The organism is Roseivirga ehrenbergii, from assembly GCF_001593005.1.
GTDB classification, from domain to species: domain Bacteria; phylum Bacteroidota; class Bacteroidia; order Cytophagales; family Cyclobacteriaceae; genus Roseivirga; species Roseivirga ehrenbergii.
The window spans coordinates 208,945-225,425 of sequence record NZ_LQZQ01000050.1 but is presented as its reverse complement, the minus strand read 5'-3'; the positions used below and the strand labels follow the sequence as shown (position 1 = coordinate 225,425).

General features: G+C 38.6%; 14 protein-coding genes and 1 tRNA gene. 14 read left to right on the top strand and 1 reads right to left on the bottom strand.

Annotated features, from left to right (window positions below):
• Positions 1 to 164: 164 nt before the first annotated feature.
• From MB14_RS17185 to MB14_RS17135, 11 genes are all read left to right on the top strand, one after another.
• Complete coding sequence (locus MB14_RS17185; protein ID WP_246032610.1) at positions 165 to 2,969, top strand: TonB-dependent receptor; 2,805 nt, start codon at positions 165 to 167, stop codon at positions 2,967 to 2,969.
• Between the two features lie 12 nt (positions 2,970 to 2,981).
• On the top strand, positions 2,982 to 4,583 hold the full coding sequence (locus MB14_RS17180; protein WP_157716611.1) for an SGNH/GDSL hydrolase family protein: 1,602 nt from the start codon (positions 2,982 to 2,984) through the stop codon (positions 4,581 to 4,583).
• Between the two features lie 381 nt (positions 4,584 to 4,964).
• Positions 4,965 to 5,705 (top strand): 3-deoxy-manno-octulosonate cytidylyltransferase, encoded by a 741-nt coding sequence (kdsB, locus tag MB14_RS17175; RefSeq protein ID WP_062593814.1) that lies wholly within the window; start codon positions 4,965 to 4,967, stop codon positions 5,703 to 5,705.
• A 35-nt stretch (positions 5,706 to 5,740) separates the two neighbouring features.
• Entirely contained in the window at positions 5,741 to 6,241 is a 501-nt protein-coding gene (tpx, locus tag MB14_RS17170; protein ID WP_062593812.1) for a thiol peroxidase, read from the top strand.
• A 126-nt stretch (positions 6,242 to 6,367) separates the two neighbouring features.
• Entirely contained in the window at positions 6,368 to 7,249 is an 882-nt protein-coding gene (locus MB14_RS17165; RefSeq protein ID WP_084376132.1) for a sugar phosphate isomerase/epimerase family protein, read from the top strand.
• 267 nt (positions 7,250 to 7,516) lie between these two features.
• Positions 7,517 to 9,478 (top strand): LVIVD repeat-containing protein, encoded by a 1,962-nt coding sequence (locus tag MB14_RS17160; RefSeq protein WP_062593809.1) that lies wholly within the window; start codon positions 7,517 to 7,519, stop codon positions 9,476 to 9,478.
• Positions 9,479 to 9,556: 78 nt separating this feature from the next.
• Entirely contained in the window at positions 9,557 to 10,744 is a 1,188-nt protein-coding gene (locus tag MB14_RS17155) for a YncE family protein (protein WP_062593807.1), read from the top strand.
• Positions 10,745 to 10,819: 75 nt separating this feature from the next.
• Positions 10,820 to 10,892: transfer RNA gene (locus tag MB14_RS17150), tRNA-Gln, on the top strand.
• Positions 10,893 to 11,051: 159 nt separating this feature from the next.
• The gene (locus tag MB14_RS17145) at positions 11,052 to 11,951 is read left to right on the top strand and encodes a hypothetical protein (RefSeq protein ID WP_062593805.1); all 900 of its coding nucleotides are present in this window, start codon (positions 11,052 to 11,054) and stop codon (positions 11,949 to 11,951) included.
• A 2-nt stretch (positions 11,952 to 11,953) separates the two neighbouring features.
• Positions 11,954 to 12,298: an STAS-like domain-containing protein gene (locus MB14_RS17140; RefSeq protein WP_062593804.1), complete on the top strand. Its 345-nt coding sequence runs from the start codon at positions 11,954 to 11,956 to the stop codon at positions 12,296 to 12,298.
• Positions 12,288 to 12,833: a PIN domain-containing protein gene (locus MB14_RS17135; protein WP_062593795.1), complete on the top strand. Its 546-nt coding sequence runs from the start codon at positions 12,288 to 12,290 to the stop codon at positions 12,831 to 12,833. The genes MB14_RS17140 and MB14_RS17135 overlap by 11 nt, the downstream gene beginning before the upstream one ends.
• A gap of 87 nt (positions 12,834 to 12,920) precedes the next feature.
• Here the strand turns inward: MB14_RS17135 and MB14_RS17130 are convergent, their stop codons facing one another.
• Entirely contained in the window at positions 12,921 to 13,181 is a 261-nt protein-coding gene (locus MB14_RS17130) for a hypothetical protein (RefSeq protein WP_062593794.1), read from the bottom strand.
• Between the two features lie 296 nt (positions 13,182 to 13,477).
• Between MB14_RS17130 and MB14_RS17125 the strand changes: the two genes are divergently transcribed.
• The 3 genes from MB14_RS17125 (at position 13,478) to MB14_RS17115 (ending at position 16,407) form a co-directional block, all read left to right on the top strand.
• Complete coding sequence (locus MB14_RS17125; RefSeq protein WP_062593858.1) at positions 13,478 to 14,584, top strand: CapA family protein; 1,107 nt, start codon at positions 13,478 to 13,480, stop codon at positions 14,582 to 14,584.
• 88 nt (positions 14,585 to 14,672) lie between these two features.
• Entirely contained in the window at positions 14,673 to 15,527 is an 855-nt protein-coding gene (locus MB14_RS17120) for a ChaN family lipoprotein (protein ID WP_062593792.1), read from the top strand.
• A 433-nt stretch (positions 15,528 to 15,960) separates the two neighbouring features.
• Positions 15,961 to 16,407, top strand: coding sequence for a cold-shock protein (locus tag MB14_RS17115; protein ID WP_053223145.1), 447 nt, complete (start codon positions 15,961 to 15,963; stop codon positions 16,405 to 16,407).
• The last annotated feature ends 74 nt before the right edge of the window (positions 16,408 to 16,481 follow it).

Here is a 16,481-nt window from a genome sequence, read left to right as displayed (position 1 = left end):
CTTGGGCTTAAAGGATTTAGTATGCATGACGAATATTTTTTCCTATAAACCCTTTTTAAACTTACAAAACATTGTATTTTTGAGATAGACGTTGCTATTCGCACCGTAATTAACTTAACAAGCCAAACTTAATTTGTTTCCAAACTCAGAATAAGATGATGAAGATGAAGAGAATTTTGAAGGGGCTGGCACTTGTATTTTTGATCATGCAGTCTGCTGCACTTTATGGTCAATCACAAGTTTCAATCTCAGGCCGAGTGGCAGATGCCGCTACTGGCGAAAGTCTACCCGGTGTAAACATTAGGGTAAAGGACAAGGTGATAGGAACGATTACAAACGCAAAAGGAGACTTTAGCCTTACTGTTAATCAATCAGCCCCTCTAGTACTTGTTTTTTCTTACGTAGGTTATACTCCGCAAGAAATCTCCATTACCGAAGCCAATGTAACAGGGCTAGAAGTTAAATTAGAGGAGCAAGTAATATTCGGGCAAGATGTTGTCGTTTCTGCCTCAAGAGTAGAAGAAAGTATTTTACGATCTCCTGTCTCAATTGAAAAACTAGACATCCTAGACATCAGAAACACTGCTGCGGCTTCGTTTTATGAAGGTTTGGCATCGTTAAAAGGTGTAGATATGAGTACGCAGAGTATTACATTTAAATCCATAAACACTCGTGGTTTTGGAGCAAACGGCAACACTCGTTTTGTACAACTGATTGACGGTATCGACAACCAAGCTCCAGGCCTCAACTTTGCGGTTGGAAATATTGTAGGTATCAACGATTTAGATTTAGAGTCTGCTGAATTGCAGCCAGGTGCATCTTCTGCACTTTATGGGCCAAATGCAATCAACGGTATTCTTCTACTTACCTCTAAAAACCCTTTCGAATATCAAGGACTAAGTGTTTATGCTAAAACTGGCGTAAACCATGTAGACGAGAGAGATGACAATGTTTCTCTTTATCAAGATTATGGATTTCGTTACGCTAAGGCATTTGATAATAAATTAGCCTTTAAAGTAACCGCATCTTACCTAAGTGCCAATGATTTTAGAGGTGTTGATACCAGAGACCAAGGTTTAGCTACAGGAGGTGTAGTTGAAAGAGGCGCTACCGAAAGAGGTAGTAATCGCTTTTATGATGGTGTAAACACTTATGGTGATTTCGGAATTACTCTAGGAGCGATTGCAGACGGTGCTATTGCTGGTGGAAACACATCAGTTGCAGCCATTAGATCATTGTTTCCAGATGACATGTCTGGTTACTTCACTCCAACTGGTTTCAATGAAGCATCTTTTGTAGATAATACTACAGAAAGTGTGAAAATCGGTGGTGCAATTCACTACAGATTAAATGATAACTTAGAGTTACTAGGCCAGTTCAATTACGGTTCTGGTAGTACAGTATATACTGCTAACGATCGTTTCGTATTAGACAACTTTAGTATTACAACTGCCAAGTTAGAATTGAAAGGATCCGAATTCTACCTAAGAGCTTATACCACTCAAGAAAATTCAGGTGATACCTACGCTGCCAACACTCTAGCATCACTGATCAATCAACAAACTTACCTTTCACCATACTTATCAGCATTTGCTGGTGCGAGATTAGCAGGAGCAAGTATCGAGCAAGCACATGCTTCGGCAAGAGTTTCTGCCGATGCAGCACAACCTCAGCCAGGTTCAGCGGCATTCCAAGCACTTGTTGAAACAAACAGAGCTAAGCCTATTTCGCAAGGTGGAGCCCTTTTCCTTGACAAAACCGACCTTTACCACATGGAAGGGAATTGGAATTTGAGTGAAAGAATCGATTTTGCTGATGTTATCGTAGGTGCCAACTTTAGAAGATATGCGCTTTACTCAGAAGGAACTCTTTTCGCTTTAGAAAACGATGGTTCAGAAGTTAGCCTTGACGAATACGGAGCATTCTTGCAGGCCTCAAAAAGTGTAGCTAATGACAACCTTACATTCCAAGGTTCTGTTCGTTATGACAAAAATGAATACTTCAAAGGTCAGTTCTCTCCAAGATTCTCAGCCGTAGGTACCATTGCCGACAATCATAACATTCGTGGTTCATTCCAAAGAGGTTTTAGAATCCCTACTACTCAAGATCAGTTCATTGATTTAGATGTGGTAACCAGAAGACTTATTGGTAGTAACGATTTATTAGTTGATCGTTACAACTTTAAAACTAATACTGTATATACTACAGAAAGTGTAAATGCTGCTAGACAGGCTGGAAATGAAGCTCTTCTTGTTATTGAAGATCGTGTTAACAATGAATTCAAAACAGAAAAAGTAAACACTTTTGAAGTGGGTTATAAAGGTCTATTTGCAGATGGTAGGTTGCTTGTAGATGCATACTATTACAATAGTACATACACCGACTTTATTGCGGAAATTGATTTTACGCAAGCAGTTCCTAATGGATTAAGACAATCTAACCCTGACGCAGGTACAGCAGCCCAAAGACAACAAATTGTTGATGGTACTGTTCCAACTCAACGTTATGGTTTCGATGTTAATGCTGACGGAAAAGTAAAATCACAAGGGTGGGCTATTCAATTAGACTATCAAATTGGTAATGGTTATGAAATTGGAGGTAACGTTGCCTACAACGAATTGACTTCACAAGACGACCTTATAGCACAAGGTTTTGCAGCTAGCTACAACACACCTAAGTACAGATACAATATCAAGTTTGCGAACAGAAAAGTTACTGACAGACTTGGGTTCAACGTTACCTACAGATGGCAGCAGGCTTTCCTTTGGGAGTCTTCTTTCGGAACTGGTGTAATTCCTGAATTCGGAACATTAGATGCACAGGTAAGCTATAAGGTTCCTACTTGGAAATCTACTTTCAAAATAGGTGCTAGCAACTTATTGAACGAAAGGTATACTACTTCATTCGGTAACCCATCGCTTGGAGGAATCTACTATTTCCAAATCACGTTTGATGAATTCTTCAAATAAATCGAGATGAAAATGAAAAAATTAAAATTATACTTATTCGCTTTATTGGCATCTGGGGCAATCATGACCTCTTGTGATGAAGAAGAAAACCTAGTAGAGCAAAGAAAATCGGACAACCCGCTACCAGTGGTAACCGACCCTTCGGGATCTAATGGATCTGTTACACTAACCAAATATGTGAGTATTGGTAACTCTATTACCGCAGGTTACATGGATGGTGCGCTTTATACCAATGGTCAGGCGCATTCATTTGCAAACATGTTAGGAACCCAATTCCAAATTTCTGGAGTTGGAGGCACCACTTTTAACCAACCTGACATTAACTCAGATTTCGGTTATTCAGGTATGGGGCCAGGCAATACCATTTTAGGCAGATATGTTCTGGATTTAAGCATACCTGGACCTAAACCTACACTTACTGGTCAAGTACCTACCGCATATGCCGGAAACAAAGCTGAACTTAATAATTTTGCTGTACCAGGCATGAGAATAGTGGATATCAACAGTCCTGCACTAGCGGGCTCTAATCCATTGTATGCGCGTTTTGCAAGTACTCCTGGAACATCCACTGTTTTGTCTGATGCTCTAGCAGCTGCTCCTACTTTCTATACCTATTGGTTAGGAAATAATGATGCCCTTGGTTATGCAGTTGGTGGTGGTGTTAATGCTGCCATGATTACTTCCCAAGGTGACTTCCAAAACGCTTTGGCTAGCTCATTATCTCAATTGGCTGGAACTGGTGCTAAAGGCATAGTAATGACTTTACCTCCTTTGGTAGTACTTCCTTACTTTAGAGCTGTAAAATGGAATGCAATTCCATTGGATCAGGCTAACGCAGATCAGCTGAATACTGCTTTTGCAGGTCTGAATGCTGCCCTAGATGGTTTAGCTGCATACAACTTAATTTCTACAGCTGAAGCCGCAAAACGTAAAGTTACTTACCAAGCAGGTCCTAATGCAATTTTAATGCACGATAAAGACCTTGAAGATTTAGGTCCTAAATTCGATGCATTGGTTGGGGCACAAGCTATTACAGCTGCCCAAAGAACAGCCTTAGAGCCTTACAGGCAATCAAGACCTGCCACATCTAGTGATTTACCAGTATTGTCCGCTGCAACAGTATTGGGTACAGGTACAGCCCCAATTGGCTTAGCTATTCCGATTGAGGATAAATACATTTTATCTGCCAACGAAGTAGTTAGAACCGTTACTGCAAGAGCCACATTTAACCAAACTATAAAAGGTGTAGTTGATCAAATTAATGCTGGAGCAGGCGCGACTGTAATCACTTTAGTAGATGTTCAGCCAAAATTCGCTGACTTGTTTGGTTTAGATGCAGCCACAGTGGATCAGTTGGCTCTAGGATTAGGAACTCCAGAATCAGTTACCGCAGTAAAGGCAGAAGCTGATTCACAATTAGGTATAACTATCAACGGAACTAATTTAGCTCCTGATTTCAGCCCTAATGGCGTTTTCTCAACAGACGGTATTCATCCTAACCCTCGCGGGCACGCCATTATTGCCAACTTAATTTTAAGTGCAATGAGAACAGCTTACGGTGTAGATATTCCAGATGTAGATGTTTTAGCACAGAGAGGTATTCTTGTTCAGTAATTAAACACAACCAAGAAATGAAGAAGGAGTGATTTTGTCACTCCTTTTTTTATGCTCTTGAATTTACTAATTGTCTTAAAAAATAGTGGCCCGAAGACGTATTCTTCGGGCCACACCTCAACCAAATAGATAAATAACCATCAACTTCACAATCCAACAAGATCTTTATTTATAAATCTTTGAACATACTATTACAAGTGACCTGCCAAAAGAAGAATTTCACATAACACATTCATTTTCAATTATTTAAAAATTAAAATCAATTCAAACAGAAGAATATACTCCCAATCAATCATCGACATTCCCAAAATGGGACGAATAACCACATTGTTACGAGCTAATGATTCCGCTTTTCTATCTATTTTTGGAAAAAACCACCCTATGAAAGTAGTTGCTATGATTCCGGCTCGATACGAAGCCTCCAGATTTCCAGGAAAACTAATGGCCAACCTAAATGGCCAATCGGTGATTTTAACCACTTACACCGCTACTTTAAATACAGGTTTATTCAATGATGTTTTCGTTGTGACCGACAGCACAATCATTCGAGATGAAATTGCTGCTCATGGAGGCAAAGTGATTATGAGCATTGAAACGCATGAAAGCGGAAGTGACAGAATTGCTGAAGCAGCCGAAAACATTGATGCAGACATTATTGTCAATGTACAGGGAGATGAACCCTTTACACAAACAGACACACTCAAAAAACTTCTTGATGTATTTGAACAGAATAACCTAAAAGAAATAGACTTGGCTTCTCCTATGGTGCGCTTACATGGGAAAGATAATATTGATAACTCTAATCACGTAAAGGTGATTACAGACCAAAATAATTTTGCTATTTATTTTTCTCGCTCTCCCATCCCCTATCCTAGGAATCAGGAAATCAACATTCCATACTATAAGCACATTGGCATATACGCGTTCCGAAAGGCCGCTCTTTTGGCTTTCAAAAGTACTCCAATGACGCCCTTAGAAAATGCCGAAAAAATCGAGTGCATTCGTTATCTTGAAACTGGTAAAAAAATTAAGATGGTTGAAATTGATCATGTGGGAATCTCCATTGATTCACCAGAGGATTTAGAAAAAGCCAAAGATTATATGAACTCAAGGAACAATTAAAGTACAGACTTGTTCTATTCTAAAATAACAAAACTATGAGCACCGTTACACTAAAAGGCAATTCTATTAATACATCAGGCAGTCTCCCAAAAGTGGGTGAGCAAGCCAAAGATTTTACCCTAACAAAAACAGACCTTTCAACGCTTACATTATCTGACTTGAAAGGATCGAAAGTGGTACTTAACATTTTCCCTAGCGTAGATACAAGTACTTGCGCTACTTCGGTAAGAAAATTCAATGAGCAAGCTTCGGGTTTAGAAAACACTAAAGTAGTTTGTATTTCTCGCGACCTCCCTTTTGCCCAAGCCAGATTTTGTGGTGCAGAAGGCATCGAAAATGTAATCAACGCTTCTGATTATGCTACCGGACAATTTGGTAAAGATTATGGCTTAGAAATCGTTGACCCACCATTATTAAATCTTCATTCAAGAGCAGTAATTGTTCTGGATGAAAACGGAAAAGTGGTTTACACTGAACAAGTACCAGAAATTGTGGATGAACCGAATTACGAAAAAGCCTTAACGGCATTGAAGTAACTCTCAATTTTCATAACAAAGAATAGAAGCCTGCCTCATAAGCAGGCTTCTTCTGTTTATATCAAAGTCCTTAAAATTTGTCGCATGAGTATATTTTAGTAGCTTAATAAGCTCAAACTAAGAACTATGAAACGAAGAGATTTTTTGCAGAAATCAGCACTAACCTCTGCTGGCTTATTAGCCACAGGCCCACTTTTTAGCCAACCATTTTTTGAAGGCAAAATAAAGAATTTCGGTTTTCAAGTATACACCGTTAGAGATGTCATCAAGAAGAATATGGCCGGTACCTTAAAAACGCTAAAAAAAGCTGGCTATGATTATGCTGAGTTCTTTGACTTTACTGATGGCAAACTTTTAGGCATGCCCGTAAAAGAAGCCAAAGCGATTATTGACGCTTCTAAAATCAAGTTAAAAAGTATTCACGTACCCACTGGGACACAAGCCCATACAGTATCTGGCACAATGGTAAACAATTGGCAACGAGCCGTTGATGACGCTGCAGAATTGGGCGCTGAATATTTAGTTTGCGCTTATCTTGACAGTGCTGAAAGACAAACTATTGACCAGTACAAAAAAGTTTCTGAGCTATTCAATAGGTCAGCTGAAATTTGCAAAAAATCGGGGATCAAATTCGCCTACCACAATCATGCTTTTGAATTTAAAGAGATTGACGGCCAAGTACCATACGATATTCTTCTAAAAGAAACCGATGCCGATCTCGTTAAAATGGAGCTTGATATGTATTGGGTTAGATATGCCGACCAAAACCCAATTAAGATCATTCAAAAAGACAGAGGCCGATTCCCACTTTGGCATGTTAAAGACATGAGTATGGATGACGACCGAAAGATGAAAGAAGTCGGGGCTGGAAGAATAGATTGGAAACAGCTCTTTGCCTACGATCAAGATGCTGGACTAGAGTATTTTTTCGTGGAGCAAGATAGCAATTGGGCGGAAAATTCTGTTCAAAGTCTTGTTACTAGTATTAAACACTTAAAGAAAATCTAAAATTAGATTAGGGTTCGAACCACAGGTGTAATTACTTACATTTTTCTAGCCCTCAGAAGTCGTACATGAACTTCTATATCAATTATTAAGCGCATTCCTCCTTGCGGCCTAAATGCATATTATTTGGACAACGTTGTGAAACAAACTCATTTTCTTCTACACTAATTATCTGCAACAGTATAAAATTTCAACCTAATCATTAAAAACAATTGTACTACCTTTTGTTTATGACTAAATTGTTTGATTAATCAATCACACCAACTCACTATGAAAAACTTAAAGAAAGCCCTTTACATATTGGCCTTACTTTTTCCTGTCACTCTTTTTGCACAGAAAGAAATTGTAATCGAGCCAGCCAACATTACCATGGAGGTGGGGCAAAAGAAACAAATCACAGCCTATGTCATGGAAAATGGCAAAAAGCTGAATGATCCGATTAACCTGCTTTCAAGGGCTAGAAGAAGCCTCAGCATTGACTCTACCATGATGGCTCACGCCATTCAGCCAGGCACTTACGACATTGTAGCGGTGGCCGATGGGGTAAGAAAAAACTTCCAAATCAAAGTGAATTACCCAGCAATTGCTGAAATCAAAATTGATGACATTCCACAGAAAATATATGCGGGAACATCAGTAGCACTTAAATATCATGTTGTCGACAAATCGGGCGCTACCAGAGATGATGTTGACGTACAGTTTAGCTCTATGTATACCAATATTGCCGAAGTAGATAATTTCGGAACAGTAAACACCTTGATTCCCGGAAAGGCAACCATTACTGTAAAAGCTGAAAACGTTACGAATACCATAACGGTAAATGTGGTGAGCAATCCAATTGTTAAAGTTCAATTAGAAGCTGAAATGAATACAGCTAGAACTGGCGATGTATTCCACTTTAAAGCTAAAGCCTTAGATAAGAATGGAAAAATAGTACCAGACGCCCCTATATTCTACTCTTTCAGTGGAGTAGCAGACAATACTTCGCAAAGCGCTTCTGGTTTAATTAAAAACGATGGCCGTTTTGTAGCAGACGAAGCTGGAAAATATACCATAACTGCATCTTGCGGAGTAGCATCAGCTTCAAAAACGCTTAAAATCACACCAAGAGAAGTAACCCGAAAAATAGAAATGGTTGGGCAGGGCTCTGTAAACGACAAACACACATCTGATTTTTGGGTGTGGGAAGGAATTGACGGAAGAGATTATGCCGTTACAGGAACTTGGGGTGCCGATGGAACTGCCTATTTCTGGGATGTAACCGACCCAAGTAATATTTCTAAAATCGATTCAGTACAGGTAGATGCTAGAACTGTAAATGATGTAAAAATTTCTGAAGACGGTAAAATTTGTGTGATCAGCCGAGAAGGAGCTTCTGACCGTAAAAATGGTTTGGTAATTATTGATGTTTCAAACCCAAGAGATGTAGAAATCATTTCAAGATTTGACGAAAACATGACTGGCGGGGTACACAACGTATTCATTTCTGGTGATTATTTATACGCCCTTAGTGGTGGTCAGAAATACTATATTATTGACATTAAAGACCCTAAGAACCCACGTGCAGTTTCAAAATTCGAATTAGATACTCCTGGCCATTCTATTCACGATGTTTGGGTTGAAGACGGCATCGCTTATTCTTCAAATTGGGCAGACGGTATACAGCTAGTAGATGTAGGAAACGGTATTGCTGGTGGTTCGCCAGAAAACCCAAAGCAGTTCGCGAGCTATGCTTACCCTAACAAAGCAAATCATGCCTCATTCCCTTTCCGTAGCCCTTCAACTGGTAAGTTTTATGTGATTGGTGGAGACGAAATTTTCCCTTATGGATTAAATACTGGCAAAGGCGGAGTCAACATGGCAGGAGGTTACCTTCACGTAGTAGACTTTACTGACCTTGAAAACCCAGAAGAAGTAGCGAGGTTCGAAATACCTTACGCTGGATCACACAACTATTGGATTGAAGGGGAAACACTCTATGTAGCCTTCTATAATGCAGGTGTAAGAGTGGTGGACCTTAGTGGTGAGTTAATGGGTGACTTGAGAAAGCAAGGTCGTGAAATAGCTTGGATCATTCCTAACGATGCTAACGGATATACTGCCAACGCACCTTTTACTTGGGGAGCTCAGCTTCACAAAGGTCATGTATTTTTCTCTGATTGGAACAGTGGATTATGGTCTGCTAAATTAGAGCCAGAAAAGCCAAAGAACACTCCTATTAAAGTAAAGTAAGCCATAAAGCAAACGTGGTATAAAGCTTTGTACCACGTTTGCTTTGATTAACCAACACATCTTAAACCTAAGTAAAAGATGAAAAAAACACTCATAATCGTTTTTTCCTTAATTGCCATTACTGCGTTACAGGCCCAAAATTACTATGTATATGTTGCGGCCGAATCGGAAGATGAAGTGGCTTTGGTGAAATTCGATGGTAAAAAGGCAGAAACCATAAAGAATATTCCTGTGGGAATATGGCCTGCTGAAAACGAAGGCCCTCACGGAATTACAGTTGGCCCAGAAGGAAAATATTGGTACCTCAGTTTGGCCCATGGCAATCCCTACGGAACACTTTACAAATATGAAACAGGTACCGACAAAGCTGTAGGTTCAGTTACTCTTGGTTTATTTCCAGCCTCAATGCAGGTTTCTGCGGCTACTGGCCTACTCTATTGCGTTAACTTCAACCTACATGGCGATATGGTGCCTAGCACGGTTTCGGTAGTGGATGTAGAGAGCATGACCGAATTAACTCAAATCACGACTGGTGCTATGCCGCATGGCTCAAGACTTACCCCAGACGGCTTAAAACAGTATTCTGTTGCCATGATGTCGGGGGAATTATTTGAAATAGACGCCATAAGCTTGAAAATCACTAAAACGCTCGACTTGGATGAAGCTTCTAAAATGGCTCCAGAAGACCACAGTATGATGGACCATTCTAAAATGGACATGGGCAAATCAAAAATGGATGACGAGAAAAAGTCTATGGCGGGTATGGACCATAGTCAGATGGATCACTCTAAAATGGATATGGGGGGTATGCCAGCCATGAAACACTCTGCTTTCAAGCCTACTTGGGTAAGTACGCACCCTACCAAAAACTTGGTTTATGTAGCCGGAAATGGTGCTGCTGAAGTATTAGAAATCAGTACCGATACATGGAAAACTACCCGCAAGTTCATTACCGACAAGGGGCCTTATAACATAGATATTTCTCCTGACGGCAAACGCATGGTGGTTTCTTATAAAACAGCTGCCAAAACGGGAGTTTGGGATTTAGAGTCTGGAAAAGAATTGGCCAGATTAGATAACAGTCAAAAAGTGACGCATGGGGTGGCCATTTCATCAGACAGCAAGTTTGCCTTTGTTTCTGTAGAAGGAATTGGTGATGACCCAGGTATGGTAGATGTGATTGATTTAACAACTAACCGCCTGATAGACACCGCATACCTTGGCAAACAAGCCGGAGGTATTGCTTTCTGGAAAATTGAACGATAAAAAAGACTTAAATTTTTTCGTCAATTCGTTTCCGAAATTAAAAGCAAATACTACTTTTGTACTCCGAAATAAAGCTGGTCTATGGTGTAACTGGCAACACGTCTGGTTTTGGTCCAGAAGAGTCTAGGTTCGAGCCCTAGTAGACCAACAAAAAGCTTCACAGAAATGTGGAGCTTTTTTTTATGCCTTGGCCTTAAAATTACTTCGTGAATTTTAAATGGAAGTAAGTTTCCGTATCAAATAAGGCTGCATTATAGTATCTTGTAGTAGTTAAAAAATATAGCCCTCTACTTTAAATCATGAAAAATTGAGTTGGTTTTCCAAATCAGAAAGAATTGAACTCCCCATCTTTTTAAAAACTGACTATTTAGGGTTCAATTTTCTATCCGAGCTTCACAAATTCACCTCTTCAAAAGGCAAGTACAAACTAGATTTTCAAAATGTGGAATGGCTTGAAGCCAATCTATGTGCCGTATTGGGAGCAATCATTGAGACAAATAAAGCCCAGGGCTCCGATTTTGAATTCATTAATCTGAACGATCGATATATCGAAAACACTTTACGGAATAACGGGTTTTTAAACTATATCAAACAAGCTCACGCCACACCATCCAAAACTCACTCAGGGATACCTTTCAGAACATTTGATTTAAAGGATGAAGAAGAGTTAGAAGAGTATATTTATAAATATGTCCTCCTTGCTAGAGAAGTCCCTAACATGAGTGCTGGGGCAAAAAGGAAGATTTTTAGAAGCATTTTCGAAGTTTATCAAAATTCGGTTATGCATAGTGGGGCAAATCAAGTTTTTGTATGTGGTCAGTTTTATAAATTCAAAGGAAGAATGGCGTTAACGATGGTAGAAGTAGGCCATACATTTAAACATAATGTCACTAGTCATAAGCCTGAATATCGATCCTATGATGGTGTAAAGAGTATCGAGTGGGCTGTAAAATCAGGGAACACTACTAAACCAAATAATGAGACAGGTGGACTAGGTTTGGATTTAATACGTTCATTCTTAAAGCTCAATAACGGAAAATTACAGATCAGGAGTGCAGATGGTTATTGGGAAGAAAAAAAAGGTGTTAAATTCGTATCTTCATGTTCTTCAAACTTTGAAGGTAGTATTGTAAACATTGAATTCAATCTACGAGACACCAACGAGTATTACACACCTGAAGAAATAGATATAAAGAGTATACTTTAATTATGAAAACTATTAGAGTTCAAGATATTACGCAAAGTCATAGAGCTATTTCAGCACTAGATGGTGAAGTAGTTTTCAAGAAAATAATTGATTCATTTGGCAAAAACCAGCCAGTTATGCTGGATTTTGAAGGTATTGATTTAACCATAACTGCATTCTTAAATTCGAGTATAGGTAAACTTTACTCACTGTACTCTTCAGTCCAAATAAAAGAACTATTAGATATCAAGAACCTCCCTTCTGAAGAAGTTCAATTGCTCAAACTCGTTATTGACAGAGCAAAGGAAAGGTTTTCTAAAGAATACCCAGACGAATTAGATAATATAGATTTTGTAAATGAAGATTGAGCTAATAAAAAAATTCAAGCCAAAAGCTTCTCAGGTATTCTTTTTTGACTCCAATATTTGGCTATATCTTTTATACCCTCAAGGCAACTTAATGGCACAATCTTACATTAAAACATATTCGGAATTTAGTGATAAGATTTTAAGAAACCATTGCTCTGTTGTGACTAACATAATCCAAATATCAGAGATTATTAATGTCGTAATAAAGCAAGAATACAACATTTATAATAGGAAGGGGGGCGAACTTAATTTCAAAAATTTCAGAGATTCAAAAGAAGGAAAAACAAGCCTAATTAAAGCCAAGACGTTAATAGACCAATTAATAAGGATTACTCAAATCCAATCAGAAACTTTAACTGATTCTGAAATAAGGTTAATAGTTAACCAATGTGATTGTGCCGATTTCAATGATGTATATTTTGCTAAATTTTGTGAAAAACAAAACGCAATTTTAGTTACGCATGATTTTGATTTCAAAGCACTTAATCACATTAGCATTACAACACTCTCTGCCAACCAGAAATACTTTCATTAGGAATTTTCAGCCTCCAATTTAGCAATTGAAAAAAGACACTTAATATAAAGCACTAAGCTAAAGTGAAAGTAAATGAGTGCTAGGAGGCTAACCTAAGCTAATTATTTTAAACGGCCCAGAACTCTCAAGCGTCAACACCCCATTACTCCCACCTGCTGATGGAAGACAAAAAGCCTCTATTAGCTCTCCGTCACCATGATAAACTACATCAACTCCTTGGACATCCTCTATAATAAACATTACAGCATTAAACCTAGAAGTTATAAAGGTCATACTCTTCATAACACCTTCCTCATGTTTCACACAGAAGTCACCTTTCTCTTTAAATAACTCTATCTTTTTCTTCATACCTAAAGATAATTAATAAAAGCATACGCGTTTTGACCCTTACCTTAAAACTAGCAATACAGGCTTCATAGCAGAATTAAGAACACACAAACACCTCAACCCTCTCCAAGAACTACTAGCTCTATCTTTTGGGTTAACAATAGACACTCTCAAAATGCATAACAAAATAGGTTAGCGCCAGAGAGTCTCCTGCTCCCAAAACCCAACACATCAAAAATTGAGTGAATTTCGATTCTCCTTTTTTCATTTTTTTGATTATGTTTCATAAGTCAAGAACTTATCTCTACTTCATTTTTATGAAGCCATTACTCTTTATCACTTTACTTCTTTTTCCATTTTGTGCAATAGCGCAAAAGACAGATACTACCGAATCAGTTTCACTGCTCTTTATGGGTGATATTATGGGACACTTGGGTCAGATGAATGCGGCACTAGACACCACAAGTGGTGAGTACAATTTTGATAGGATGTTCCGTAAAGTAAGCCCATTGATTCAAAAAGCAGATTTTGCTATTGCCAATCTTGAAGTTACTTTGGCAGGCACACCTTACAGTGGGTATCCTCGGTTCTCTTCTCCCGATGAACTAGCGGTAGCTGCTAAAAACAGCGGCATAGATATTCTTCTTACCGCAAATAACCACGCCAGCGACCACAACCTCAAAGGCATTAAGCGCACCATTAATGTATTAGATTCTATTGGTGTTAAGCATACAGGTACTTTCTTAGACAAAGCCCACAAAGACAGCTCGAACTTGATGATCATGGAAAAGGGCTCAATTAAGGTTGGACTATTGAACTATACCGAAAACACCAATGGAAGAAGAGTACCCAAGCCTACTTTGATTAATCTTACGGATACTACAGCCATGAAAAGCGACATAGAAGACGCATTTAGCAAAAACATCGACAAACTAGTAGTTTTCTTGCATTGGGGTATTGAATATGACTCTGCGCCTTCCAAAACACAAAGAGAAACAGCTCGATTCTTATTTGCACAAGGAGCAGATATTATTATTGGCGCACACCCACATGTCCTTCAGCCTATGGAGTTTATTCAAGCAGAAGGCGACAGCAAAGAACAATTCATCGCCTACTCCTTAGGGAATTTTATTTCTGACCAACGCACCCGCAAAAGAGATGGCGGTGCTATGGTGGAAATCATTATTTCGAAAGAAAACGGACTGAGTCAAATTACAGATTACGGTTATCACCTTACTTGGGTAAACAAACCTATTATCAAAGGAAGAAGGAGTTATGAAATATTGGTTTGTAAAGAGTATGAAGACAATGATTTTAAAGGACTTACAGAATACTCAAAAAAGAAAATGAAGCTATTCATCAAAGACTCACGCGCCCTTTTAGACTCGCTCAACATTAATGTAAAAGAGAAACAACTGCGTTAGCTATCCTTAATCAGCATTCAAATAATAGCTGGTTATTGATTCCGCTTTTTTGATTAAATTCAGCCTCATAATTATTTAAAGCAATAGAATGAAACGCACACTTTTCCTCCTAATTTTCTCACTCATCACTTTTATTAGCTATAGTCAGAAGAAACCCGCTTACGTAATTTATACTGCTACAGGCAAGAAAGTTTCTTACAAGAAAATGTTGAAGTCATTAGATAAGAAGGACATTATTCTATTCGGAGAACTGCACAACAATGCCATAGCGCACTGGATGCAATATGAAGTAACGAACGACTTAAGTGCATCGAACAGCATGATTCTAGGGGCGGAAATGTTTGAAGCTGACAATCAGAAACCACTTAATGATTACTTGGCTGGAAACATCGATGCTAAAGCACTAGACACCTTGGCCCGGCTTTGGCCCAACTACAAAACGGATTACGCGCCTTTAGTAGATCTTGCCAAAAAGAAACAACTTCCTTTTATCGCCACCAACATTCCAAGAAGGTATGCAAGTATGGTCAACAAAAGCGGGTTTGATGTATTGAATACACTTTCTACTGAAGAAAAATCTTGGATGGCTCCGTTGCCAATGGCCTTTGATAGCGAGCTACCTACTTACAAAAACATTCTTGCCATGATGGCTGGCCACGGCACACCTCAATTGGTAGAAGCTCAAGCTTCTAAAGATGCTACCATGGCGCATTTCATTTTAAAGAACTACCAACCAAATCATACCTTTATGCATTATAATGGCTCATACCATTCTAATCATTACGAAGGTATTCTATGGTATTTAAAAAGAGAAAGAGGTGATTTACAATACGCAACTATCGCTACAGTAATGCAAGATGATTTGAACAAGCTATTAGAAGAAAATAAGCTTATGGCCGACTTTATTATTTGTGTTGACAGCAATATGACAAACACTTACTAACCTAAACTCGATAATTAAAACAGTGATTTCACAGGTATAACTAAACTTTCTTATTTAAAACCCCTCCAAAAGTTCTTATTCACAGTCCAGATGAACTCATTTACTATCAATGAATATATAGCACTAACTTTTGGAGGGTTCTTGCTTTATTTAAAGAAGAGGTCAGGTTAGAAAGCTAATAAAGTTAACCTCCGGACAGTTAAGCCCTATAACTCAGTGTAAATGCGATTGTTTATACAGATTTTCTTATAAATTATCGTAACTTTGCACGAGCGTAATGATGTAAATACCCTTCAAGTAATTCTCCTATCGTATGATTTTCTGATTTCCATCAGCTTTCTACGAACAAGCCACTTACTAACTGCGTATTTCTTTACCCCCCTTGGTTGTTTGAGTAGAACAATCATTGCATCATTTTTAACAAAAACACTGAATGGCTAAATCACAAGAAACATTTAACAAAAAAGAAAAAGAGAAGAAGCGTTTAAAGAAACGTCAGGATAAGCAGCAAAAGAAAGAAGAGCGTCAGCAGAACTCTCAAGGCGGTGGACTGGACAACATGATTGCTTATGTGGATGAAAATGGAAACATCACAGATACTCCTCCAGATCCAACAATCAAAAAGAAGAAGATCGATGCAAAGAGCATTGAAATTGGTGTTCCAAAAAGAGAAGATACTGTTGAAACGGTAAGAACAGGCCGAATCGAATTCTTCAACGATCAGAAAGGTTATGGCTTTATTAAGGAGCTAGAAACACAAGAAAAATTCTTCGTTCACGTAAACGGACTTATTGATGAAGTTCGCGAAGGCGATAAAGTATCATTTGAGCTTGAGCGTGGAATGAAAGGCATGAATGCCGTTAGCGTTAAGAAAGTGTAATTCCCCATTACACTTAAAAAGCCCATTCTAAAACATACGATTAAATTCCTTTACTCATTTATGAGTGAGGTCTT